Raw genomic sequence first — 24712 nt, 5'->3', positions numbered from 1 at the left:
GAGAGGAAACGCTTATGGAAGCAAGAACAATCAAGGCGAAGGGAATGCGGAAAATCATTGCGGAGCGTATGAGCGAGAGCTGGAATACCTCCCCGCGGGTGGCGTTTACACTGAGCGTAGATATGACCCATACCCTGGAGCTTCTTAAAAAATTAAATCAGGATAACACGGAGAAAAGCCGGAAGGTGACCATGAACCATATTCTCATGAAGGTATGCGCACAGGCCATCACAGAATATGAGTATTTCAATTCCAGCTTTCAGGACAATGAGATTACCATCCACGAGCAGGTCAATGTGGGACTTGCGGTGGCTCTGGACGAGGGACTGATTGTTCCCAATGTAAAGGATGTGGCCAATAAGGATATCTACACCATAGCCCTGGAGACCAACGACGTGGTGGCGAGAACCCGGAAAAACCGGATTACCATGGATGACATTTCTGGCGGCACCTTTACCATTTCCAATCTGGGTATGATGGGAATCGAAAGCTTTTCTCCGATTATCAATCTGCCGGAGGCGGCGATTCTGGGCGTCAATAAGATGCAGGATACGCCGGTGGTGGAAAATGGAGAGGTAGTCATCCGTCCCATGATGAATCTGAATCTGGTGGCGGATCACCGTATGATTGACGGCGCTTACGCAGCCAAGTTTTTCAGCCGCGTAAAGGAACTGATGGAAACCATCGAACTGTAAGGGCGGCGCATAGCAAATTAAGGGAGAAAAAGCGGAAATGAAATTATTAATTGGACTTGATTTGGGTACCACCGCTCTGAAAATTGCGTTATTTGACAGCAGGGGAACTTTACTTGCCGTATCTACACAGGAGTACAGCCTGCTGACGCCGAAGGTAAATTTCGTGGAGGAGGAGCCGGAGGTATACTGGAAGGCATTCTGCGACGGTCTGACGGAACTGAAAAAGCAGTATCCCATCCGGGCAGAGGACAGTATCGCGCTGGCCATCTCCGCCCAGGGAGAGACCATGTTCTGCATGGATAAAGAAGGAAAATCTCTGCGGAACGCCATCGTCTGGATGGATAACCGGGCGGCGGAGGAAGCCAGAGAGATGGACGAGCACTTTGGCAACGAGACCTGTTACCGGGTGACAGGCCAGGTAAGCTTCGAGCCCTGCTGGCCGGGAGCCAAGATTCTGTGGCTCCGGAAAAACGAGCCGGAGATTTTCGCGAAGACCGATAAGTTTCTGCTGATAGAGGATTATTTTATTTATCGCATGACCGGTAAATTCGCCACAGAAGGTTCTCTGGTATGCTCTTCCGTATACTGGGATATCACAAAGAAGGCCTACTGGCCGGAGATGCTGGAATTTTTAGGCATCCGGGAGGAGCAGCTGGCGCCGGTCTATGAATCCGGCGAGGTAGTCGGTACCATGCTTCCGGAAATCAGCCGGGAGCTGGGCCTGGGAGCAGACGTTACGGTCTGCACCGGAGCCCTGGATCAGGCAGCCGGAGCTATTGGAGTCGGCAATGTACACGAGGGAATGTTCTCAGAAAATATCGGTTCTGCCCTGGCTATCTGTGTACCGGTATCCAAGCCGACCTTTGATCCCAACGGTAAAATGCCGCTGCACTATTTCGCGATTCCGGATATGTATATGATGCATACCTTTACCACGGGCGGTATGGCGCTTCGGTGGTTCCGGGATAAGTTCTGTAAGAATGAGATGGCGGTGGAATCCGTATCGGATATGGACGCCTACGATCTGATGGGGCGGGAGGCAGCCAGCGTTCCTGCCGGAGCGGAGGGGCTTCTGATGCTTCCGCATCTCTCCGGCTCTCTGGCGCCGGATGTGAATGCCAGAGCCAAGGGCGTGTGGTTCGGTTTTACCATGAAGCACACAAAGGCTCATTTCGTAAGAGCTATTTTTGAGGCGGTAGGCTACATATTACAGAGAAATATCGACACACTGGCAGCCATGGGGATTCAGGTCAAAGAGGTACGGTCTCTGGGCGGCGGCTCCAAGAGCGCAGTGTGGAGTCAGATTAAATCTGATATTACGGGAAAGAAGCTTCTGACAACTAAATCCAAGGAGGCGGCATGTCTGGGAGCGGCGATTCTGGCAGGTAAGGCAGTCGGCATCTTTGACAGCATCGACGGGGCTGTGGACAGCATGATTGACATCAAGGCAGAGTTCGAGCCGGATAGGGATAACCGGGAGGTTTACAAGAAGGGCTACGATATGTACTGCAGGCTGTTCCACGATCTGACAGACTGCTTTGACCAGACAATTTAATTATAGGGAGAAAGAACATGAAAGAAAAATTAATCGTAATGCTGACACATCATGATGTGACAGTCAAGAATGCAAAAGAGGTTTTTAAGGAGTGCGCGGATCTGCCGGTACAGAACTGGGGATTCAAGGATGTGGGACTTCCGCCCAAGGAGATGAAGGAGCTCTGCCAGATGATGAAGGCGGCAGGCAAGACCACCTTCCTGGAGGTTGTAACCTACAGCGAGAGCGAGTGCCTGCGGGGCGCGCAGCTGGCCGTAGAGTGCGGCTTTGACTATCTGGCGGGAACCATTTTCTATGACAGCGTCATGGATTATATCAAGCAGCATGACCTGAAGTACTGCCCGTTTGTAGGACATGTATCCGGCAGCCCCAGTGTTCTGGAGGGAACCGTGGAGTTCTGCGTAGGACAGGCGGAGGAGTATCGCGAGAAGGGCGCTTACGGCATCGATCTGCTGGGCTACCGCTATGCGGACGGCGATCCGGAGGTGTTTTCCGCAGAAGTGGTAAAGGAGTGCAAGCTGCCGGTGATTATGGCAGGAAGCATCGATTCCCCGGCGAGAATCGAAGTGGTACGCAAGATGAATCCCTGGACCTTTACCATGGGAAGCGCACTGTTTGACAAGAAATTTGTGAAAGAGGGAACCTTCCGTGAGAATCTGGAGAAGGTAGTTTCTCTCTTATAAGGAGAGGAGACAGCATATGAGTATTCGGGATGCAATGTCTCACATTACCCACGGAACCTATGTAATAGGAACCAAAACCAGGGAAAAAGAAAACCTGATGACAGCCGCCTGGCTGTCACAGGTATCTTCCAGACCGGCCTGTATCGCAGTGGCCGTCTCAGAAAAGCATCTGACAGCGGAAATGATAGAAAAAACAGGGAGTTTTACCGTAAGCGTCTTGTCAGAGGAACAGTATGGGGAGGCATACCGGTGCGGCACCATATCCGGCAGAGAGGCAGATAAAACAGCGGGAGAGCTCGTGGAGCATGATGAAAAGGGAAATCCGTTTTTAAAAGACGCAGCCGCATATCTTAGCTGCAAGCTGCTGGATACCGTGAAAGTGACTGATCACATTCTGTTTATCGGAGAGGTGACAGAGGGAAACGGAACACCGAAAAAGGATATGGTATACTGTATGGAAGAAATATTAACAAAAGGAAAAGGGAAGTAAGAGAAAGGGGTGTACAAAAATGAATGAAAAGCTTGTAAATCCGAGTAAAAAGCAATGGATGATGCTGCTGTTATGTGTGATTGGAGGTTCTATCGCACCGTTTTTCCAGTATTGTCACGGAACACTGACGGATTACATCATGATCACTTATTCCGTATCCTATACAGAGATCGGATATCTGAATACGGTTTACGCGTTCGCATGCGGCCTGGGCCTGTTTCTGGCCGGCGCGGTAGCCAATAAAAAGGGCTGTAAGTTCTTTACCATCCTGGGAATCGGCATTATGATGGTAGGCCATGCGATGTTCTATTTGCTGGCGACCTCTTATCCGATGCTTCTGATCTCCAGAGTAGTCAGCGGTCTCGGAAACGCGTTTATCTATAACGCAGCGTATACCCTGGCGGTACAGTGGTTCCAGGGGACCACAAAAACAGGTGTTGCAGCGGGCGCTATGACCGCATCCGACGGAGTAGGTACCTTTTTCGCATTATATGTGTTCTCTCTTCTGATAAACGGCCTTGGAATTAAAAACGGAAATCTTGCTACGATTGCGGTAGTTGCGATTATTTTTGTGGGACTTCTTGGTATCCTGAAGGATCCGAAGAGCGCGCAGAGCGGCGAAGAGGCTGTGGTACGGGATGAATCCGGAAAGTATCAGAATGTATGGAACCGTAATACCATCGCCACCTGTGTGACTGTTACCGGCGTTCTGGGAGGCCTTGGAATCGCCAATTACTGGGGACCGAGTATGCTGACCGATCTGGGAATGGCGAGCACCACCGCAGGCTTTTATTCATCTCTGTTTACCGTTGCGGGAATCGTATCCAGTCTGGTATTCGGCGCAATTTCCGATAAGCTGGGCAAGAGACGTCTGCCGACTCTGATTGGCGGTATCGGTATGGTAGCGGGCTATATTCTGATGATTCTTGGAAATCAGAGCGGAACCATTGCACTGGTAGTATTCGGAATGATTCTGACAGGCTTCTGTGCCTATGTGGCATATCCGATGGCATTCGCGACACTGTCTGATACCGTATGTGAAGAAAAGCTTGCGGCAGCAAACGGCGTAATTCAGGGCGTATCCTTCCTGGCAGGTATGTTCGTATTCCAGCAGATCGTCAGCGTCGTAAAGGATATGACAGACTCCTACTGGATTGGACTTGCGTTCTGTGCCGTCCTGACCCTGATTACCAATGTATTCCTGGTAACGGCCATGATTCGGGAAAAGGATGAGGTAGCTGCCGAGATGGCGAAGAAGAATCAGAAATAAGGAGGAGTACCATGCAGATTATCAGAAAGAGCGACGCAAAGGTCAGCCTGGATGGACCGGAGGTTGTCCGGGAGTATTGCAGAACCGATAAAATCTGGTTTGGCACATCGGAACTCCTTCCGGGACAGACGGGGGGCGTTGATCCGGGACACCCCATTTCCCATGAGACATTCTTTGCGAGCAAAGGACATGTCATCGTGAGAAATACAAAAACCGGAGACTGCTATGAGCTTCACCAGGGCGATCTGCTTCTGATCGAAGAGGGCGAGCCTCATGAGTTGACGAACATCGGAACGGAACCGGCGCTGATTTCCTGGTGCGGTGGTCCGGTTGATTAAGGATATCATATTAAAAATGCTGAATGGAGGTATTAAAAAAATGGATAAAGCGAAAATGGGTCTGGTAGGACTTTGTAGTCCGGTGGAGAGCGGCGGACAGAGATATGAGGAACTGATGACAAGCGCGGCAAAGGCCATGACAGAGGCAGGCATCGAGGTTGTGACAGCAAACCGTTGCGTACTGAGCTCCGCGGACGCATTGAATGTATGCGACCAGTTTAAGGCGGCAGGTATCCAGTCCGTAGCTATTATGGACGTTACCTGGGTTATGGATTCCCTGAAGTATCTGTTCATGCATGAGCTTAAGGTTCCCACCGTATTCTGGGCAGTGCCCTATCCGGAGACCTTCTCCATTGGCTGTATCCAGAACTTTGGTTCCGCGTTAAAGAATCCGGGTATTCATTTTGAATATGTATACGGTCTGGCAGACGATGCAGATCTGATTACAAAGATAAAGAATGTGGCAAGAGCAGGTCAGATTATCGAGAAGGTAAAGAATATGCGTCTGGCTCTGGTGGGACCGCGTCAGACCTGGAGAGTGGCAGGACCGCAGGATATGAGCATCGAGGAGTGGGAGTTCTCCACCAAGCTTGGACCGACCATCGTACATTTTGAGATGGAAGAGATTACAGATGCAGCAGAGAAGATTTCTGATGAGGACGCGAAGAAGACACTGGAAGCACTGAAGAGCCGCACCGGTCAGGTGAAGTGCAGCGAAGAGTGCATGATCTGGATGGCAAAGGTATATATGGCTACCAAGGCCATTATCGAGGATATGGGCCTCAATGCCATTGCGGCAGAGTGCTATCCGAACTACGGCGGACTGATGAACCAGACAGCGTCCTGGCTGGCAGACGAGGGAATCATCGTAGATACCGAGGGCGATATCGCCCATGCAGTGGTACAGTACATGTTAAACCTGGCTGCAGACGGTGGTGCCTGCGCCCTGGGTGAGATCGGAGCCTTCAATGATATTGAGGATTATATGACCATCTGTCATGAGGGAAGCTCCGCAGCGTCCCTGGCAGAGAGCATCGACCGCGTGGTATCCAATCCCTCCGGCGATATGGGCTCCTTCATCGGCGTTCCACTGAAAGCCATGAAGAAGGTGACCTTCTGCGATATGCAGGGCAGCGCAGGAACGTATCAGCTGATGATTGCCACCGGCGAGACCCTTCCGGTCAGCCATCAGGAGTGGGTAGACGGCGGAGAGAAGCTGGTGCTGAAGCTGAGAGCAGACGGCGTGAAGGCAAGCCAGGTTATCGACCAGATGATCAAGGCAGGACTGCATCATCACGTAGTCATCAAGGAAGGCGATTATACGGAACTTCTGAAGATGATTTGCGGATACATGGGTATCGACGAAATGCTCCTGAAATAAAAGCTGTAGAAAACGGTGAATGATATGATAAAAGTAGATGTAATTGTGCTGGGCGGAGGCCCGGCAGGCTACCTGGCGGCAGAACGTGCCGCCCAGGGCGGCAAATCCGTAGTATTAATTGAAAAACGCGCATTGGGCGGAACCTGCCTGAACGAGGGCTGTATTCCATCAAAGGCACTCCTGAATTCCGCGAAGCTCTATGAGCACGCAAAAGACAGCGCGGCCTTTGGCGTGACAGCGGAACAGGTGCAGCTCGATCAGAAACAGGTCATCGCCCACAAGAATAAGGTCGTACAGGCGCTGGTTTCCGGCGTGGGTGCCATGTTAAAGGCCTATAAGGTTCAGGTGGTACAGGAGACCGGATATGTGGAAGGAAAGACAGCAGACGGCTTCACAGTCAGAGCAGGCGAAGAGCGCTACGCAGGCGAGTATCTGATTCTTGCCAGCGGCTCCGTTCCGGTGATTCCGGGTATCCCGGGATTGAAGGAAGGACTGGAAAAGGGCTTTGTCATGACCAACAAAGAAGCGCTTTCCAGGGAGGAGCTTCCGGAGAAGCTGGCGGTCATCGGCGGCGGAGTCATCGGCCTGGAAATGGCGTCCTATTATGCTATGGTCGGCGTGGAAGTTACGATTATCGAGATGCTGGATAAGATCGCAGGACCGACCGAGAAAGAGATTTCTTCGGTGCTGATGCGGAATTATAAGCGCAAGGGCGTTCAGTTTAAGCTGGGCTGTAAGGTAACCGGCGTGACCGATCAGGGCGTGCTCTATGAGGAAAACGGCGAGGAGAAGCTGGCAGAAGCGGACGCAGTGCTTTGCGCCATTGGCCGCAGGGCTTATACAGAAAATATGGGTCTTGAGAATCTGGGACTTGAGATGAACCGCAGCGCTGTGGTGACGGACGAGTATCTGAGAACCAATGTACCGGGCGTTTATGCAGTAGGCGATATCAACGGCAAGATTATGCTGGCCCATACGGCTTACCGGGAAGCGGAAGTGGCGGTCAACCACATCCTTGGAAAAGAGGATCGGATGGATTATTCTGTGATTCCTTCGGTTATTTATACCAATCCTGAGGTGGCCAGCGTAGGCGAGACAGAAGAAACCGCAAAGTCCAAAGGCCTGCAGGTCAGAAGTATTAAGGTTTCCATGAACTATGCCGGAAGATATATGGCAGAGGTGGAGCGCGGAGACGGTATCTGCAAGATGATTGTCAATACCGAGACTAATACCGTGGTGGGCGTTCACCTGATTGGAAGCTATACCTCCGAGATGATTTACGGAGCGGAGATGATGATCGGAAAGCCCATCGGGGATTTGCAGAAGCTGGTATTCCCGCATCCGACGGTAGGCGAGGTCATTCGAGAGGCTTTATTCTTTTAATTTAATATAGTATTTCAGATTACCCCCTGTGATTCATTCAGTCCTTTACGTATAATAAATACTTTTATTGCCATGAAACAAACCGATATCAAAAACCGGATCACAGGGGGCAATTTGATATAAGAAAGTGAAGTTGCATATGGATACAATCTTTTTAAATGAGAAAGCGAAAATAATGTATGAAGACAGAAAGGTGAAACTGGCGATATTCGGATTAGTCCTGGCCTGGATCTCTGCTCTGTCTTTAGTAATTTTTCAGAACTTTAACGTAATTGTCACAGAAAAAATCAGTATGCATTTTCCGGAACTGCTTCTGTTCACTTATGTGCTGACCCTGGTGATTCTGTTTTTCTGTGAATTTCTGGGTGGTCTGCTGATGATTGCGTTTAATACGCTGCGGGGCGTTCCACTGGCGGAATACGCCCGTGTATGGCAGGTGAAATCCTCCCGGAGCGTATTGGGAGCCGCTGTGCTCAGTGGCCCGCTGGCGACGGCCTGCTCCATCGTGGGAATCGGTCTGTGCGGATCCACCTACGGCAACTGCATCATCGGTCTGACGCCGGTGATTACGGCGATCCTGGGTACTATTTTTCTGAAGGAAAAGACCGGAATCCGGGTGTTCTGCGGAATTTTGCTGACGGTGGTGGGTGTCATTGTGGCAAGCATTGCTCCGCCGGAGGGAGTCAGCCATTTTTATCTGGGGCTTCTGATTACCTGTGTAGCGCCCATAGGGTATGCCATTGAGGCGATCATCAGCACCCATGCCATCGATGTGTCGGATCCGCTGATCGTGTGTCCGCTGTACCGAATGCTGGGCTGTTCCCTGATGGAGCTTTTCTGTGCAGCTGTGGTGTGTGCGGCCACCAGGCATCTGGGCTGGATTTCTCAGATTTTCGGGATTATTTTTTCTGAGCCGGTGATTTTGCTGTTCCTGCTTCTGTCTACGATTTTCATGACCATTCAGTACAATGGAATTTATGCGGCCTACAGCTACTGCGGAGCTACCAGAGGATCAGCGATTCTCTTTTCCACGCCGCTGTGGAGCATTCCCATTGGCCTTGTGATGGCGAAAATGGGAATCATGACCTTTTCCGTGACTACGCTGGGTATCATTGGCGCCTGCGTCATTGTGGTGGGAATCCTTGTGGTTCTGGCGAAGCCGTCGGAATTATTTAATCTGCGGGATGTATAGAAAGGATCTGAGAAACGATGAAGCTGCCGATCAAAACAGGCGTGCTGAAACGCGCCATGGAGTTAAACGAGCTTTTTACCGCTGAGGAACTGTCAAAAGATCTCCAGGCGGAATACCCGGGCGAAAAGACAGCCCAGGTGAAAAATGTGGAGAAAATCATCCGGACCTACTGCGGAGTGGGGATTATGAAGGCCGTGTTCTTCGAACTGGAACCGGATGGCGAGCTGAAGCTTACCTATGAGGTGACCGACTTCGGGAAAAGCTGCCGGAAAATGATTCCATAAAAGCAATGCGATAAAAGAATAAAATTCAGATGGAGGAAAGACTATGACTGAAAAAGAAAAAATGCTGCAAGATAAAATGCACGACGCGAATCCTGAGTATGACCAGCTTCATTCTTCCGATGAAAAGAGACGGAAGGAGCTTTTACAAAAGATGCTGGGAAAAACGGGAAAAGCAGGACATCCCGGACAATTCAGTAGCTGTTGGTAAGCCCTGCCGGGTGATTTGAGCGATTGCGGGAGGAGGATAGCCTGTGAAAAATTCATACCGTTTTTTTAAGAATGACAGCTGCGAGTTTTATCCCTGTCATAAAGGAATTGAGGAAATTAATTGTCTGTTTTGCTATTGTCCCTTTTATCTGGCTCCCAAATGTCCGGGAAAACCGGAGCATTTAAGCTGGAATGGCAAGACCATCAAGGACTGCTCCAATTGCGTTTATCCCCACAAGCCGGAAAATTATGAGCATATTATGAAATGGCTTTCCGGACAGGGGCAGGCGGAATAGGAAAAGCCTGTGCGTAGCATGACAGAACGCGAAAAAAGAGACTGAAAAGAGACTGCCGATCTATCACAATAAGAATAGAGTGGCAGTCTCTTTTCAGTAAGGAGATTTTATATGGTGTTTCCAAAGTGGAAATCAGGTATTACCAAATTAAATTAATTCATTTACAACCGCAACCACGTTCTTGTTGCTGTTTCCGCTTTCCAGACCCTGGTTGAAGAGGTCGAGAACGGAATCGCCGCAGGGAGTCTTGACGCCGACTGCGTGCATGGAATCCAGAAGCGTCTTCATGGCAGTGGTCTCGATACGCAGGGTACACTCGGAAGCGTCCTCGAATTTTCCGGTGTAGTTATCGCATTCCTCCGCGAAAGCACGGTAATTTCCGGCCAGCATGATGGGAAGAATATGGGTTACCTGCTCAATGAAGGTTTTTACGGAGTAGTTGTACTTGATACAGAACGCTACGGACTCTGCAAGGGTAGCAATGGCACCGAAGTGAACGTCCAGAACAGCGATATCTACCACGCTTGCGCCGATGATATCGTCGCCCAGATATACGGCCACGCCGATGGCGTCCAGAGCATTCTTGGCGGTGTCAAAGACTTCCTTGCTTCCGGAGTAAACCAGATAAGCCTTGTCGGATCCGATATCGCCCGGATAGTTCTCAATTTTAGCGTCCAGATGAAGCATGCCGCGCTCTTTTGCAAGGCGGTCCATATCTTTTACTTCATCCGGACTGGAGGTTGTGGTATTGATGAGCATTTTGCCCTTCAGACGGTTCGCGTCTGCGCTACAGAGAACTGCAGAAGCAATTTTGTGATTCGGCAGATTGATCAGAATACAGTCGGTATCGTCAGCCTCGTCCAGGCTCGGAAAATACTTTGCGCCGCGCTGTACAAATTTTTCAGCGGCAGCCTTGTTGATATCTACGATGGTTACGTCGATGCCGCCGTTCATCAGAGCATTGATAATGGAGCTTCCCATTACGCCACACCCAACAACAGTAATGTTTTTCATAGTCCTTTCTCCCTTCTAACTGTAAAAAAGATAAAATATTAATTATGATAAGTCATAATTTAAGTTAAATTATAAACTCGGAAAACGAAATTGTCAAGGTTTAAAGAGAAAGAAAATAAGATAATAGGTGGCTGCCGTCCGCCATATCTTCCCGCGCATAGGAAAAGCACATCCGTTCCGGATGCCACTGAACCCCGATGATGGGCAGCCGTTCATGATACAGGGCCTCCACGACGAAATCCGGCCCGTACTGGGCTATCCGCAGTCCATCGCCGACAGTCCCGACGGCCTGGTGATGGGCGCTGTTGACCCGCGGAGCACTTCCGTAAAGCTGCGCCGGAAAGGTTCCGGGCGCAGCTTTTGATATGTGAATTTTGTCCGTCTCCGCCCAGGCATGGATGGCCAGAGATTCCGCCGAAAGATCCTGAATCAGCGTTCCGCCAAAGGCCACATTGATAAGCTGAATCCCCTTACAGATACCCAGCACCGGCTTTCCGGCGGACACAAAGGCCTGGAGCAGGGAGAACTGTACGGAGTCCAGAAGGGCGTCGATATTCCGGGAACCCTTATTTTCCGCATGATAAAAAGCGGGACTGATATCCCCGCCGCCGGGCAGAACGAGACCGTCAAAGCCCTCGGGAGAGGGCAGCTGCTCCGCTGCCAGCAAAAGGGCCAGCTCCTGTTGTGAACGGCAAAGCGTCTCCACCCGGGCCCCCAGAAGCGAAAAAGCCGCGCAGTAATTCCGTGTCTGCTCCGGCAGTCCCGCCAGAAGGATTTTTTTATTTAAAATCATAAGAAACCTGCCTGAAAAGAATTCCCATTAATATATGAACGGGAAAATAGAAAAAGAAGTCAATAGATTAGAAAAATTCACAGAAACGGGACGCCGGAAAGGGAATAAGTGATGGTTGCGGTTAAGGTTTTTTTAAGAATTTATGAATGTACTTGAAGTTCTAAAAATATATGGTATTGTATTACAAGGTTAATACAGATATGGAACAAAACGGCAAAACTGTGTAACATTTGCAGCAGCTCCCGGGGAGTCCCCGGCGGGCAAAAAAAGAGAAGGAGAACAACATGAGCGCACTGGTGGAGGTAAAAGACATCTGCAAGATCTACAACCCCGGCGAAAACGAAGTACGGGCGCTGGATCATGTGAGTCTTTCCATAGAAACAGGAGAATTCGTAGCCATCATCGGTCAGTCCGGTTCGGGTAAATCCACATTGATGAACCTGCTGGGCTGTCTGGATACGCCCACCTCGGGGACCTATTACCTGAACGGGCAGGACGTGTCCACCCTGACCGACGACGAGCAGTCGGATATCCGCAACAAAGAAATCGGCTTCATTTTCCAGGGCTTCAATCTGATCAGCAACCTGACCGCCCGGGAAAATGTGGAGCTGCCCCTGATATACCGGGGCGTGCCGAAGAAGGAGCGGGAACGTCTCTCAGAGGAATCCCTGAAAATTGTCGGCCTGGCCCACCGTATGGACCACAAGCCCAACGAGATGTCCGGAGGCCAGCAGCAGCGCGTGGCCATCGCCCGGGCTATTGCGGCGAAGCCGCCGGTGATATTGGCCGACGAGCCCACGGGAAATCTGGATTCCGGTTCCAGCAAAGAGATTCTGGAGATTCTGAAGGAACTGTACAAGGGCGGACGGACGGTCATCCTGATTACCCATGACAACGGCATCGCAGCCCAAGCCAGGCGGGTCATCCGTATTATGGACGGGCACATCGTAGACGATTACATCAATGAAGATGTCACATTTTAAAGAGAAAGAATGAGGAGCGGAAAATGGAAGAGAAAAAGAGCCTGATGGAAGAATGGGAAGACGACGAGCTGACCGCAGAACAGGAAGATCAGAAAGCAAAGAAGGGCCTGTTCAAAAAGCGCGCCCTGAAGGAAAAGAAAGCGAAGAAAGAGAAAACCCCACTGACCCCGGAGCAGAAGAAAAAGCGCCGGAAGCGCATCATCATCGGAGGTGTGGTAGTCGTGGTATTGGCAGTGACGATTCTGCCGAGAGCCTTTGGGGGCCCAAGCTACCCCATCGTCAGCGTCCGGGAGGTGGAGCTTGGCAGTGTCACCCAGTCCGTGGACGGCAGCGGTACCGTGGAATCCCAGGAGACAAAGACCTATTTCTCGCCGGTATCGGCGACGGTAGCTGAGTTTAACCTGCAGGTGGGCGACATCGTAGAGGCCGGGGAAACCCTGCTGACCTACGACGGAACAGAGCTGGATAATCTCTACAGGCAGGCGGAGCTGACCGGAAGCGCGGCGGCCTACGGCTATCAGGATTCCATCCGGAAGGACAATAAGAATACGGCGGAGTATAACCGCTCCTCCGCGGCACTGGATACTATCAATAAGCAGTTGGACGATGAGGACAACAATGTGGATCACCTGAATAAGCGGGTCAACGAGTACACCGGCTATCAGGGCGATTCCTCAAATAAGCTGGCGGATCTGAAGAGCCGGCGGGATGCGGCTAAGGCGGCGGTGACGGCGCTGGATTCCGCGAATCAGGAGCTGAAGAATGCGAAATTCGCTCTGGAGAATTCCACTCTGGACCAGAGTAGCGAAGACTACAAGAAGCTGCAGGATGCGGTAACCGTAGCCCAGAACACCGTAACTGAGGCCACACCGGCGGCTCAGCAGGCAAAAGCGGCCCTGCCGGACATCGAGAAGAGTATCCAGGACGAGCAGAACCATTATAATGAAATCGTGAAAAAGCTGGATAACTATCAGAAACGTCTGAAGGATGCCCAGGAAAATAAAACCAAGCTGGAGACCAGCAAGTCCAAGGAAGAGGGAATCAAGGACTCCAGTGACGCGGCAAAGCTTTCCGACGCGGCCAGAAGCCAACTGGCAGCCCAGAATAACCTAAGTACCCTGGAGGCCAATATGTCCAAGGAGGACATCCAACAGGGCAAGGACGGTATCAAGGCAGATTTCGCAGGCGTGGTGACAAAAGTGACAGCCGTGCCCGGAGGCCCGGCAGCCAAGGGCGGCGAGCTTTTTACTGTGGCCAGCAGCGAGGATGTGGTGGTGGAAATGAGCATCACCAAGTACGATCTGGAGAAAATGGAAGAGGGCCAGAAGGCCACAGTTACCCTGGCAGGCCACACTTATGAGGGCACGGTACAGAAGCTCAGCCGAATCGCCGAGAAGAACGATAAGGGCACTCCGGTGGTCTCCGCCCAGGTGAAGATTGACCACCCGGATGAGAACATTTATTTGGGACTGGAAGCGAAGGTGAACGTGCAGGGACGTTCCGTGAAAGACGTGCTGGTGGTTCCGGCTGAGTGCGTGAACTCCGGCCAGGACGGCGATTTCTGTTATGTGGTAAATGCGGATGGCATCGTAGAGAAGAAAATCATCGAAAAGGGCCTGAGTTCCGACGATTCCGTGGAAGTAAAATCCGGTCTGGCAGCAGGCGATAAGGTCATTTCCGGCGGCCTGACCACCGATATCGCCGAGGGTATCCGTGTGACCGCAGTGGAGGAGTAGGCCATGGCACAGCTTTATGAATATATCAAAATGGCCATCGACAATATTCGGGCCAACAAGGGCCGTTCCTTTCTGACCATGCTGGGCATCATCATCGGGATCTCATCTGTTATTATGATTATGTCCATTGGCGGAGGTGCCAAGGCAGAGATGAGCGACGCCCTAAACGCCATTGCCGGAGGCCAGATTTACGTCTATTCCAATACGGACGGAGGCTCAGACGAAGAGCAGATTACAGCGGACGATATGGCGGCCATCAAAGAAAAAATTCCCCATGTTAAGGGCGTAACGCCTTCGGACAGTATGTTTGGAAGTATTCTGACGCCGAAAGGTACCTTTGATGTGTACGCGACCACGGGCACGGCGGATCTGGAATATACCCATAATCCGGAAATGGTGGCAGGTCACTATTTTACAGATTCCGATGTGGAGGCTATGAACCTGGTGGCAGTGGTCAGCCAGAGCGACGCCATCAAAATGTTCGGAACCGACGACGTGCTTGGTATGACCGTGGAGGCGACTATCTATAATGTGACCCAGGAAATCACCATCTGTGGCGTTATGAAATCCGAGGACGAGGACGGCATGATGGGGGCGATGATGGGACAGGAAAGTTATGTGAATTTTTATATGCCATACACAGCCAATTATGCCTTTGGTTATGAACTGGATTCTTTCTATGGACTGAATATCATTTCAGAGGGAAGCCGGTATTCCCGGGAAGTAGGTCAGGAGGCTCTGAATCTGCTGGCAAGCCGGCACCAGACCCAGGGGGAAGATGCCTTCATGCTCCAGGACGCGGACAGCCAGATAGCCCAGATTACCGGAGTGCTGGATATGATTACCGCCTTCATTGCCCTGGTGGCGGCCATCGCCTTGCTGGTAGGCGGGATTGGCGTTATGAATATCATGCTGGTATCGGTTACGGAGCGGACCCGGGAAATTGGTATCCGGAAGGCTCTGGGAGCAAGGACCGGATCTATCATGCTGCAGTTCCTGGCCGAATCTGCGATTATCACCTGCATGGGCGGCCTCGTCGGTATTGCGTTGGGCCTTCTGGGAGCCTACGGGATCTGCGCCCTTCCCATGCTGGGCTTCCGGCCTGCGGTGAGTCTGGTAACCATCGTGCTGGCCACTGTATTTTCCTCCGCCGTGGGTATCTTCTTTGGAATCTATCCGGCGAAGAAGGCGGCGCGTTTGAGTCCCATCGAGGCCCTGCGGAGAAACTAGGCAGGCGGTATGATTTACTCAGATTGTCGAAAAATGTCGAAATATTATCCGGCAGAATGTGCGGTTTTTCCTTGCGTTCTGTCGGATTTTCAGGTAAGATAAAAGAAATTATTTCTAATATATTCCAGAACGGATTTCCCGTTCCATTTCCATTTTACAAAAGAAAACTGAATATCGGATGAAGGAGGAAAGCGTATATGCTGCTGCCCGGCACAATGGTAGGCGGAAAGTATAAGATCTTAAGCGAGATCGGAAGGGGCGGGACCAGCACGGTCTATCTGGCCCTGCATGAGAGAGTGAATAAGTCCTGGGCCATCAAGGAGACGGAAAAGGGCGACCCGGGAAGTATCGTCGCGGAGCGGCGGGAGATCGAACTGATGAAACGGATGAAGCATCCGGCCCTGCCCAGTATCGTGGATATCATCGAATATCGAGAGAAGTTTTTGATCGTCATGGATTATATCGAGGGGCGGACTCTGGAGGTGCTGCTCCGGGAGGGCGGACCCCAGGCGGAAGAGACAGTGATCCGGTGGGGCATTCAGCTGTGCAGTGTACTTTCCTATCTGCATGTCCAGGAGCCGCCGGTGATCTACCGGGATATGAAGCCCTCCAATGTGATGCTGAAGCCGGACGGGACCATAATGCTCATCGATCTGGGCGCAGCCCGGGAGTTTCGCAGACAAAGCAAAGACACGGTGGCCCTGGGAACCCGGGGCTATGCGGCTCCGGAACAGTATGAGGAAACGGGCGTCAGCGACCCCAGGACGGATATCTACAGCCTGGGCGTTATGCTGTCGGAGCTTCTTACAGGTACGGTACCCGGGCCGGGAAAGGGTATCCGGGATCTGAGGCCGGAGCTTTCTCCGGGGCTGGAGGCAGTGCTGAAAAAGTGTATGGAGCCGGAGAAGGAGAAACGGTATCAGTCCTGTGGAGAGCTGCGTTACGGGCTGGAGCATTACCGGGAGCAGGATCTGTCATGGAGGAGGCGGGAGAAGCGGAAGCTGGCTGCTTTTGTCCTTACGGCAGCCCTGACCCTTAGCTGCGGTCTGGGCAGCCTGTTCTTTCATGGGCTGGAGCGGAAAGTACGGGGGAACAGCTATGAGTTCTGGCTGGAACAGGCGGCTCGGGTTATAGAGCCGGAGGAAGAGAGAACGGCTTACGGCAAAGCTATCCGTCTGGCGCCGGGACGGGAGGAGGCCTGGATGGGACTTTTGAAAAAGTGCTTTTTATCGGATCAGCTGCTGAGTCCGGAGGAAGGACAGGAACTGAGGGCTCTTTTGCTGTCTGCCTCAGAGGAGGGTCAGACCCGGGAGACGGTATTTCAGAAGAATCAGGAGGGCTATGCCCGCTTTGCCTACGAAATGGGACTGGCTTACTTTTATAAGTGTCCGCGGGAGACGGAGAAGCGGTACGCAGGCGTCTATCTGAAGGCTGCGGCAGAGGCGGAAAAGGGGCTGAGTCCGGTTCAGAAGGAGCGGGCCGGGAAGCTGGGAGCCATTGCGGATTATTATGAGCAGATCGGACAGGTGGATCCGGCGGGAGATATGCAGGTGGGCTGGAAGGACTACTGGGCGGATCTGCTCCGGGTATCCCAGGGAAATCTGGTGGCGGAGGATAATGAGCGGACGGCTATCGTGGTATACCGGGAGGAGCTGTATCAGCTGCTGGCCCATTATCCGGAGCTTCAGAAGGCGGGAATTCCGGCCGGAGCTCTGCGTTTGGAGGCTGAAAGAGTCAGAACACACCTGGATACGGATTTTGAGATGTTGGAGGAGACGAGAAAGCAGGGCGTGGAATCGGAGCTTACAGAGCTGCGTGATATGACAAGGCTGGCGGAAGAACTGCTGGCGGAGGCGGAGAGAAGGGGGGAACAGCTGTGAGTGTGATAGAAAAAATAATGTGTGGGAAGGTGTTTCCGGCAGCAGGACTTACCGGAAGACCGGTGGCGGAGCCTGCGGTGGAACGAACGATTGAGACCCTGCAGCGTTACCACAGACTGGGAGTGCTCTGTCTGGCAGCAGGGCTCCTCTGGTTGATACTGGCGATTTTTCTGTATATGTATTTTCGTATGGGACGGGTGATAGGCTCCCTGACCGGATACCGGGAAAGAAAGGCCATACGGAAGTGGGAAGAGACCGAGCTTTTACGGATAGAATGCAAAAAGGACGAAAAGCCCGGGAAAAGAGGTAGAGGCAGGAGAATTTTATGGACGCTTGTGCTGGCAGGCAGTATGCTGGGGGCGGCGGAGGTATCCGCAGAGGAAGCCGGAGAAGAACCCAGGGTGGAGATTCACTGTGGGGAACCTGGTCGGGTGCTGGGTGAAACGCAGTATTACCGCGAGGACGTGGAGCTTCAGATTCTGGTGCTACGAAAGGGCGAAGAGAGCCCGGAAGAACCGGAAAGGGAGCTGAAGGTCTACTGTACAGAGCGGTATACCGGAGAAAGACAGGAGCTGACAGGAGCTGTGAGCTGGCGGGACACCGAAGAGGGCCGGGAGGGAAGCTGGCGGCTGACCCGGGAAGGCACATTCCGCCTGACCGTGGAGATGGAGCAGGGAGAGACGGACGTGCAGGTGTGGAGCAGTCCCTGGCTGGTTCTGGACAAGACCCCGCCCCGGCTATGGGCAGAGCTGTCGGAGGAGCCGGAAAAGGTTCTGGACGGAAAAAGTTGCTTTCGCACAGCGACTGTCCTTCGGATTCAGGTGGAGGACGCCCACTGGCGGGTGCAGGAGCTGAAGGAGGAGCTGGAAGGGCTCCGGGTCACCGGGGAGCGGGGCGCAGATGTGACGGAAGAAAGCAAATGCCGGAAACGGATCCGGGAACTGGACGGCGGGGAGCAGCCGGAGGGGCTCTGGCAGTGGGAGCTTCCCATCCGGGAGGACGGCTGCTTTGATATCCCGGTGGGACTTACGGATCTGGCCGGAAATCCGGCAGTGTGGGCGGAGCCGGACAGCAGGCCGGAGGAGGAACGGTTTCAGATCATGCTGGATCGGGAGGGACCGAAGCTTGAACTGACCGGACTTTCCGGTGAGACGGGTACGGCGGGGTTCGGCAGCTATGCCCCGGATGGAGTCTGGTTTTCCGATGGAAAGCTTCTGCTGAGGTGTCGGGCCCTGGATGAAGTCTCAGGTCTTACCGAGCTGAGAGTTCGGGTGACAGGAGAGAACGGGGAAGAACGGATTCTGGAACCGAATGAAGAAGCAGATGAAACAGATGAGCACAAGGATGAAGAGCAGATCTGGGAACGGGAGCTCTTTCTGGAGCTGCCCTGGCCGGAGGGACCCGGACGCGGAAGTGTAATGCTGGAGGCGGAGGACAGATTGGGGAACCGGACCTGGCTGCAGAGAGGCTTTACGGCAGAAAGTGCGGAACGGCACCGGGAGGCAGGAAGCATCCGGATTCTTACAGAGACCCGGCCTTCCAGAGTGGTGGATGGGACAGCCTGGTACAATCAGGATGTGCGGCTTTGTCTGGAGATCCGGGATTTGTATTCCGGGATCAGAAGCTGGAACTGGCAGGCGGGAGAGCTGGAGCGGAGCAGGGACTATCTGCTGGAAGCGGAGCAGGCGGCAGAGGTAGAACTGAAGGAAATCACCTGGGAGTATACCGGGGAGCTGGTGCTTGACGCAGAAGAATACGACGGGCAGACGGTGAAGGCAGGGGCGGTGTATGAGGACAATGCGGGACATGGGGGCAGCGCGGAAGCCGCGTACCATGTGGATGCGACAAAGCCGGTGATAACCGTGGAGTATGAGGGACCGGAACCGGAGCCGGGGGAGTATTACCGGGAGAGCAGGACTGCAGTGGTCAACATCCGGGAACAGAATCTGGATCCGGGGGACGTGGAGCTTCGGACAGAGCTGGAAAGGACAGAAGGGGAAGGGCCGGAGATCAGTGGCTGGAGCGTACGGGGAGAGGGAAAGAACCGGGAGTACAGCTGCCGGGTGAACTTTTCAGCGGACGGAGAGTATGCCTTCACGGTGGCCTGTCAGGATCTGGCCGGGAATCGGGCGGATTACGATCGGGTGGACCGGTTTACCATCGATCGAACTGCGCCGGAGGCGGAGATTCTCTGGAGTGGGGCAGAGGCCGGAAACGACTTTTATTATCCGGGAGAGCGAATAGCGCAGATCCGGATTCGGGAACGGAATTTTGCGGAAGAGGCCATGGAGATCCGGGTGGAAGAGCAGTCGGGAGAGGAGAAAGGGGACGGAACTGGACACTTTGAACTATCAGGCTGGAAGAACAGCGGTGATCTGCATACGGCCACCGTGCGTTTCCCGGCAGATGGGAGCTATACGCTGTCGGTGAGCGGAAAGGATCTGGCGGGGAATGAAATGGATGCCTATGAATCCGCACCCTTTGTCATCGATCAGACGCCGCCGGAGCTTCAGATTACCGGAGTGGAGGACGGGACGGCCAATCAGGGCGAGGTAAGGCCCGTGATTCTCTGCGAGGATAGTAATTATGACCCGGAGGGTACCCAGGTGCTCCTGACCGGTTATGAAAGGGGAAGCGTGGAACCGGACGGAGAGCGGCAGGAGGGAGCGGACGGATTTCAGCTGGAGCTGTCGGACTTTCCTTATATAAAAGAAGCGGATGATCTGTACAGCCTCCGGGTCACCGTCCGGGATCTGGCGGGGAATACCTCCGAAAGCAGCCTCCGGTTTTCCGTCAATCGTTTCGGTTCCGTATACGTTCTGGAGGAAGAGACGGAAGAGCTGGCGGGAAAGGGAGGAAGCTTTTATACCAATCAGGAGCCGGAGCTGGTGATCCGGGAGATTAATGTGGACTGTCTGGACTTCCGAAAGGTGGTCTGTAGCCGGAACGGCCATCCGGCGCTTCTGGAGGAGGGACGGGACTATGAGGTGGATGAGTCTGGGGGAGAGGAAAACTGGAAAGAATACCGCTATCGGATCGGGAAAGAAAATTTTACAGAGGAAGGAATTTACGCAGTGACCCTGTGCTCAGGGGATCGGGCCGGGAACCTTTCGGACAATCCGGGCCGGGAAAAACAGATAGAATTCGCGGTGGACCGGACCGGGCCGGAGATTCTGCTGTCCGGTGTGGAGGACGGTGGGACCTACCGGACCGTCGCCCATGATATCCGGCTGGAGATCCGGGATAATCTGAAAGTGCGGGAAGCATGGATCCTGTGGAATGGGGAAAAGCGGAAGCTCACTTCAGAGGAACTGAACCGTTCCGGGGGACGGACCACATTCCGGGCGGAGAGCCGGAATCACTGGCAGGAGCTCCGGGTGGAGGCTGTGGACGGGGCCGGGAACCGGACCGTATCGGAGAAAGTGCGCTTTCTGGTGACGCCGAGTCTCCTGGTGCAGCTGGCCATGAATCAAAAGATCCGGGCGGGCTGTATGGTGGCGGTTTTGGCGGCAGTGGCAGGAACAGTGGTATTTTATAGAAGAAAGAGAAAATAGTGAAAAACAGTGAAAAAAACAGTTGACACAGGACATTGATTGTGTTAATCTATCCTGGTGACAGAAAGCAGAGTATCCACTCTCACCTCAGCGCAGAAGGCGACTCGGGTTTATATGTATCGAAGATACCGACATCAGTATACGTCGTGTAAGAAGATATTTCAAGTGGATAGTCTGACTATCCACTTTTTTTAGTTTTTTCTTTCTTAGAAGGAGGGCACTACCATTAGCGATTTAATGATTAACGAACAGATCCGGGATAAGGAGATTCGACTGATTGGCTCAAACGGAGAGCAGCTTGGAATCATGTCTGCAAGAGATGCGATGAAGATTGCCCGGGAAGCAGAACTGGACCTGGTAAAGATTGCACCGACGGCGAAGCCGCCCGTATGCAAGATCATTGATTACGGCAAGTACAAGTACGAGCAGGCGAGAAAAGAGAAGGAAGCCAAGAAAAAGCAGAGAACCATCGAGATCAAGGAAGTTCGTTTGTCACCCAATATCGAGGAGAACGACCTGAATACCAAGGTGGGAGCTGCCAAGAAATTCATCCAGAAGGGTGACAAGGTAAAGGTGACCTTACGTTTCCGTGGAAGAGAGATGGCCCATGTACAGAAGACCAAGCAGATCCTCGACGTATTTGCGGAGAAGATGGCAGACGTGGCTGTGGTGGAAAAGGCTCCGAAGATGGAAGGCCGTCAGATGATGATGTTTCTGGCAGAGAAGCGTCAGTAAATTTTGAAATCAACCGCGCAGGCGGCAATGATTTGATAGAAATTTGGAAAAGGATACTAGGATAGGAGGAGTATATAAAATGCCAAAAATTAAGACAAGCAGAGCAGCTGCAAAGCGTTTCAAAGTAACAGGTACAGGCAAACTCAAGAGAATGAAAGCTTACAAGAGCCATATCTTAACCAAGAAATCTCAGAAGAGAAAGAGAAATCTCAGAAAAGCTACCATTACGGATGCAACCAACGTAAAGAGCATGAAGAAGATTCTGCCCTATCTGTAAGCTAAAGGCACAGATTCAGCGGAGATGAGAAGTTTCAAGGAGGAAAGAAGAAATGGCAAGAATTAAAGGCGGTTTAGGCGCTAAGAAAAGACATAACAGAGTATTAAAGCTCGCAAAGGGCTATAGAGGAGCAAGAAGTAAGCAGTATCGTGTAGCAAAGCAGTCCGTGATGAGAGCACTGACCAGCTCCTACGCAGGAAGAAAAGAGAGAAAGCGTCAGTTCCGTCAGCTTTGGATCGCACGTATCAATGCTGCAGCACGTCTGAACGGACTTTCCTACAGCAAGTTCATGTACGGACTGAAGCAGGCTGAGGTTGAGCTGAACCGTAAGGTACTGGCTGACATGGCAGTAAATGATCCGGCTGGATTCGCTACTCTGGCAGAAGTTGCTAAGAGCAAGCTGGCATAAGACCGAAGAAACAGAGCGCAATGTGCAGCCTGGCTGCATCCTGCGCTCTTTGTTATTTTACATTTATCTGGAGGTAAATAAAATGACAGAGATTACCATTATTTCCGGTTTCCTGGGAGCCGGAAAAACAACACTGATTAAAAAGCTTCTGGAAGAGGTATTCAAGGGTGAGAAGATCGTACTCATTGAGAACGAGTTCGGAGAGATCGGCATCGACGGCGGCTTCCTGAAGGAAGCAGGCGTACAGGTGAACGAGATGAACTCCGGCTGTATCTGCTGCTCCCTGGTGGGAGACTTCGGAACTGCTCTGAAGGAAGTTATCGATACCTACGCGCCGGATCGGATCCTGATTGAGCCGTCAGGCGTAGGCAAGCTGTCCGACGTCATGAAAGCAGTCCAGAATGTGGCAGGCCATATGGATGTCCACATCGACAGCTCCCTGGTAGTCGTAGACGGCAAGAAGTGTAAGATGTACATGAAGAATTTCGGAGAGTTCTTCAACAACCAGGTAGAACATGCGGGCACCATCGTACTGAGCCGTACCCAGAGCATGACCGGGGAGAAGCTTGCAGAGGCGGTAAAGATGCTGCGCGAGCACAATGAAAAGGCGACCATGATCACCACTCCCTGGGATCAGCTGAACGGCAAGCAGATTCTGGACGCCATGAAGCATGCGGAGCTGGATATGGGTGATCTGCATCATGACGATGATGACGACCATGATCACGAACATGAGCATCATCACGACCACGACCATCATCATGACCACGATCACGACCATGATCACGGCGAAGGTTGCACCTGCGGCTGCCACGATCATGACCATCACCATCATCACGATCACGAAGGCCACCATCATGCAGATGAGGTGTTCACCAGCTGGGGCGTAGAGACCCCGAAGCGCTTCAGCCGCGAGGAACTGGAGAAGATTCTGGAAACCTTAAGCAAGTCCGGTCTGTATGGCCTGATTTTACGCGCTAAGGGTATCATCCAGAATACCGACGGGAGCTGGATGGAGTTCGACTTCGTACCGGAGGAGTATGAGATCCGCGAGGGTAATCCGGATTATACCGGACGTCTCTGTGTCATCGGCTCCCTGCTTGACGAGGATGGACTGAAGGAACTCTTCGGAGTATAAAGAGGAAGGAATTATGGCAAATAAGATCCCGATTTATATGGTAAACGGTTTTCTGGAAAGCGGAAAGACCACATTTATACAGGAGACCCTGTCTGATCCCTATTTTTCCGACGGTGGCAAGACCCTGCTTATCGCCTGCGAAGAGGGCGAGGAGGAATACGACCTGCATGTGCTGGAGTCCTACGATACCACACTGGTGACCATCGAGGGCAAGGCAGAGTTTACAACAGAATTTCTGGAGGACTGCCAGAAGAAATATAAGCCCAGCCAGGTCATGATCGAGTGGAATGGTATGTGGGGCATGCAGCTGTTCCGGGAAATGCGTTTCCCCAAGGGCTGGTTCCCGGCCCAGGGCATTACACTGGTGGATGCCACTACCTTTGATCTGTATATGCAGAACATGAAGTCCCTGTTCATGGATATGGTACAGGATTCCGATCTGGTCATCTTCGACCGCTGCGTGGAGGGCACCAAGGCGGCATCCTACAAGCGCAATATCCGTGCCGTGAATCCCCGGGCCCAGGTGGAATTCGAGCAGGAGGGCGGCGAACTTTTCGAGTTTGAGGACGAGCTTCCCTTCGACTTGAATGCGGATATCATTGATATCAGCGATATCGACTACGGTATCTGGTATGTGGATGCCATGGATCACCCGGAGCACTACGATGGCAAGACCATCCGCTTCAAGGGCCGTGTCATGAAGCCCCGCCGTATGACCCCGGGCTACTTTGTACCGGGCAGAAAGGCCATGACCTGCTGCGCCGACGATACCGTATTTCTGGGCTTCCTTTGCAGAAGTCATAATGTGGATAAGCTGAAGAACGGCCAGTGGCTCACCGTGACCGCCAAGGTCTATGTGGAAAAGCGGGACGAGTACTCAGGCGAGGAAGGCCCGGTGCTTTACACCAAGGCTCTGAAGTCCGCGGAGCCTCCCGAGGAAGAAATGGTATACTTCTAGGCGGCAGAATCGAAAAGAAAATAAAATTTAGTGTAAATTAGGACTTTACAAGAAATATTTTTTCTGGTAAGATAAGTCCATCAGTAAACAAAGGCAGTTTGCGCAAGCAGGCTGCCTTTTTCGTTTAAGCTGCCTTTTCTGTTATAGGAAATTCCGCTGGAAGCTCCTGTTTATAAAAGAGCAAAAGTTGAAAGCAGAAATTTCAGAAGAAGGAATACCGGATACAGCAAT

At 52.3% G+C, this 24712-nt stretch carries 24 protein-coding genes; 22 read left to right on the top strand and 2 right to left on the bottom strand.

Annotated features, from left to right (window positions below; genetic code table 11):
* The first annotated feature begins 14 nt into the window (after positions 1-14).
* From H8S44_RS10920 to H8S44_RS10865, 12 genes are all read left to right on the top strand, one after another.
* Positions 15-695, top strand: a complete 681-nt coding sequence (locus H8S44_RS10920; protein WP_186872478.1) for a dihydrolipoamide acetyltransferase family protein — start codon at positions 15-17, stop codon at positions 693-695.
* A 37-nt stretch (positions 696-732) separates the two neighbouring features.
* Positions 733-2250: a xylulokinase gene (locus tag H8S44_RS10915; protein ID WP_186872479.1), complete on the top strand. Its 1518-nt coding sequence runs from the start codon at positions 733-735 to the stop codon at positions 2248-2250.
* 17 nt (positions 2251-2267) lie between these two features.
* On the top strand, positions 2268-2933 hold the full coding sequence (locus H8S44_RS10910; RefSeq protein WP_186872480.1) for a hypothetical protein: 666 nt from the start codon (positions 2268-2270) through the stop codon (positions 2931-2933).
* 16 nt (positions 2934-2949) lie between these two features.
* Positions 2950-3423 carry a flavin reductase family protein gene (locus H8S44_RS10905; protein ID WP_186872481.1) on the top strand — a complete coding sequence of 158 codons (474 nt, stop codon included), beginning with the start codon at positions 2950-2952 and terminating at the stop codon, positions 3421-3423.
* Between the two features lie 19 nt (positions 3424-3442).
* Complete coding sequence (locus H8S44_RS10900; RefSeq protein WP_186872482.1) at positions 3443-4693, top strand: MFS transporter; 1251 nt, start codon at positions 3443-3445, stop codon at positions 4691-4693.
* Between the two features lie 11 nt (positions 4694-4704).
* On the top strand, positions 4705-5031 hold the full coding sequence (locus H8S44_RS10895) for a cupin domain-containing protein (protein WP_186872483.1): 327 nt from the start codon (positions 4705-4707) through the stop codon (positions 5029-5031).
* Positions 5032-5071: 40 nt separating this feature from the next.
* Positions 5072-6412 (top strand): hypothetical protein, encoded by a 1341-nt coding sequence (locus tag H8S44_RS10890; RefSeq protein ID WP_186872484.1) that lies wholly within the window; start codon positions 5072-5074, stop codon positions 6410-6412.
* A 24-nt stretch (positions 6413-6436) separates the two neighbouring features.
* On the top strand, positions 6437-7795 hold the full coding sequence (lpdA, locus tag H8S44_RS10885; RefSeq protein ID WP_186872485.1) for a dihydrolipoyl dehydrogenase: 1359 nt from the start codon (positions 6437-6439) through the stop codon (positions 7793-7795).
* 175 nt (positions 7796-7970) lie between these two features.
* Positions 7971-8987: an EamA family transporter gene (locus tag H8S44_RS10880; protein ID WP_186872486.1), complete on the top strand. Its 1017-nt coding sequence runs from the start codon at positions 7971-7973 to the stop codon at positions 8985-8987.
* A gap of 17 nt (positions 8988-9004) precedes the next feature.
* A complete protein-coding gene (locus H8S44_RS10875; protein WP_186872487.1) occupies positions 9005-9271 on the top strand; it encodes a hypothetical protein in 267 nt (88 codons plus the stop codon).
* 43 nt (positions 9272-9314) lie between these two features.
* Positions 9315-9479 (top strand): hypothetical protein, encoded by a 165-nt coding sequence (locus H8S44_RS10870; protein WP_186872488.1) that lies wholly within the window; start codon positions 9315-9317, stop codon positions 9477-9479.
* 43 nt (positions 9480-9522) lie between these two features.
* Complete coding sequence (locus H8S44_RS10865) at positions 9523-9774, top strand: cysteine-rich small domain-containing protein (RefSeq protein WP_186872489.1); 252 nt, start codon at positions 9523-9525, stop codon at positions 9772-9774.
* 147 nt (positions 9775-9921) lie between these two features.
* On the opposite strand, the gene H8S44_RS10860 is transcribed toward H8S44_RS10865, so the two are convergent.
* A complete protein-coding gene (locus H8S44_RS10860) occupies positions 9922-10788 on the bottom strand; it encodes an NAD(P)-dependent oxidoreductase (protein WP_186872490.1) in 867 nt (288 codons plus the stop codon).
* A gap of 100 nt (positions 10789-10888) precedes the next feature.
* Complete coding sequence (locus tag H8S44_RS10855; RefSeq protein ID WP_186872491.1) at positions 10889-11581, bottom strand: gamma-glutamyl-gamma-aminobutyrate hydrolase family protein; 693 nt, start codon at positions 11579-11581, stop codon at positions 10889-10891.
* Positions 11582-11865: 284 nt separating this feature from the next.
* Here H8S44_RS10855 and H8S44_RS10850 point away from each other — a divergent pair, with 284 nt between their 5' ends.
* The 10 genes from H8S44_RS10850 (at position 11866) to H8S44_RS10805 (ending at position 24481) form a co-directional block, all read left to right on the top strand.
* Entirely contained in the window at positions 11866-12564 is a 699-nt protein-coding gene (locus tag H8S44_RS10850) for an ABC transporter ATP-binding protein (RefSeq protein ID WP_186872492.1), read from the top strand.
* A 23-nt stretch (positions 12565-12587) separates the two neighbouring features.
* A complete protein-coding gene (locus H8S44_RS10845) occupies positions 12588-14300 on the top strand; it encodes an efflux RND transporter periplasmic adaptor subunit (protein WP_186872493.1) in 1713 nt (570 codons plus the stop codon).
* Positions 14301-14303: 3 nt separating this feature from the next.
* On the top strand, positions 14304-15530 hold the full coding sequence (locus H8S44_RS10840; RefSeq protein ID WP_186872494.1) for an ABC transporter permease: 1227 nt from the start codon (positions 14304-14306) through the stop codon (positions 15528-15530).
* A 197-nt stretch (positions 15531-15727) separates the two neighbouring features.
* Positions 15728-17410: a serine/threonine protein kinase gene (locus H8S44_RS16600; RefSeq protein WP_186872495.1), complete on the top strand. Its 1683-nt coding sequence runs from the start codon at positions 15728-15730 to the stop codon at positions 17408-17410.
* Complete coding sequence (locus H8S44_RS16705) at positions 17407-20964, top strand: Ig-like domain-containing protein (RefSeq protein WP_186872496.1); 3558 nt, start codon at positions 17407-17409, stop codon at positions 20962-20964. The genes H8S44_RS16600 and H8S44_RS16705 overlap by 4 nt, the downstream gene beginning before the upstream one ends.
* Positions 20965-21201: 237 nt before the next feature.
* A complete protein-coding gene (gene infC, locus H8S44_RS10825; protein ID WP_158363221.1) occupies positions 21202-21699 on the top strand; it encodes a translation initiation factor IF-3 in 498 nt (165 codons plus the stop codon).
* 79 nt (positions 21700-21778) lie between these two features.
* Positions 21779-21976, top strand: coding sequence for a 50S ribosomal protein L35 (rpmI, locus tag H8S44_RS10820; protein ID WP_087165851.1), 198 nt, complete (start codon positions 21779-21781; stop codon positions 21974-21976).
* Between the two features lie 52 nt (positions 21977-22028).
* Entirely contained in the window at positions 22029-22385 is a 357-nt protein-coding gene (rplT, locus tag H8S44_RS10815) for a 50S ribosomal protein L20 (protein ID WP_158363222.1), read from the top strand.
* Positions 22386-22467: 82 nt separating this feature from the next.
* Positions 22468-23523 (top strand): CobW family GTP-binding protein, encoded by a 1056-nt coding sequence (locus tag H8S44_RS10810; RefSeq protein ID WP_186872497.1) that lies wholly within the window; start codon positions 22468-22470, stop codon positions 23521-23523.
* Between the two features lie 13 nt (positions 23524-23536).
* Positions 23537-24481, top strand: coding sequence for a TIGR03943 family putative permease subunit (locus H8S44_RS10805; protein WP_207724112.1), 945 nt, complete (start codon positions 23537-23539; stop codon positions 24479-24481).
* The last annotated feature ends 231 nt before the right edge of the window (positions 24482-24712 follow it).

Origin of the sequence: Anaerosacchariphilus hominis, from assembly GCF_014290175.1 — a bacterium.
In the GTDB taxonomy this organism is placed as follows: domain Bacteria; phylum Bacillota; class Clostridia; order Lachnospirales; family Lachnospiraceae; genus Laedolimicola; species Laedolimicola hominis.
Note: the sequence above shows the minus strand (reverse complement) of the source record. Positions and strands in the feature narration are given on the sequence as shown.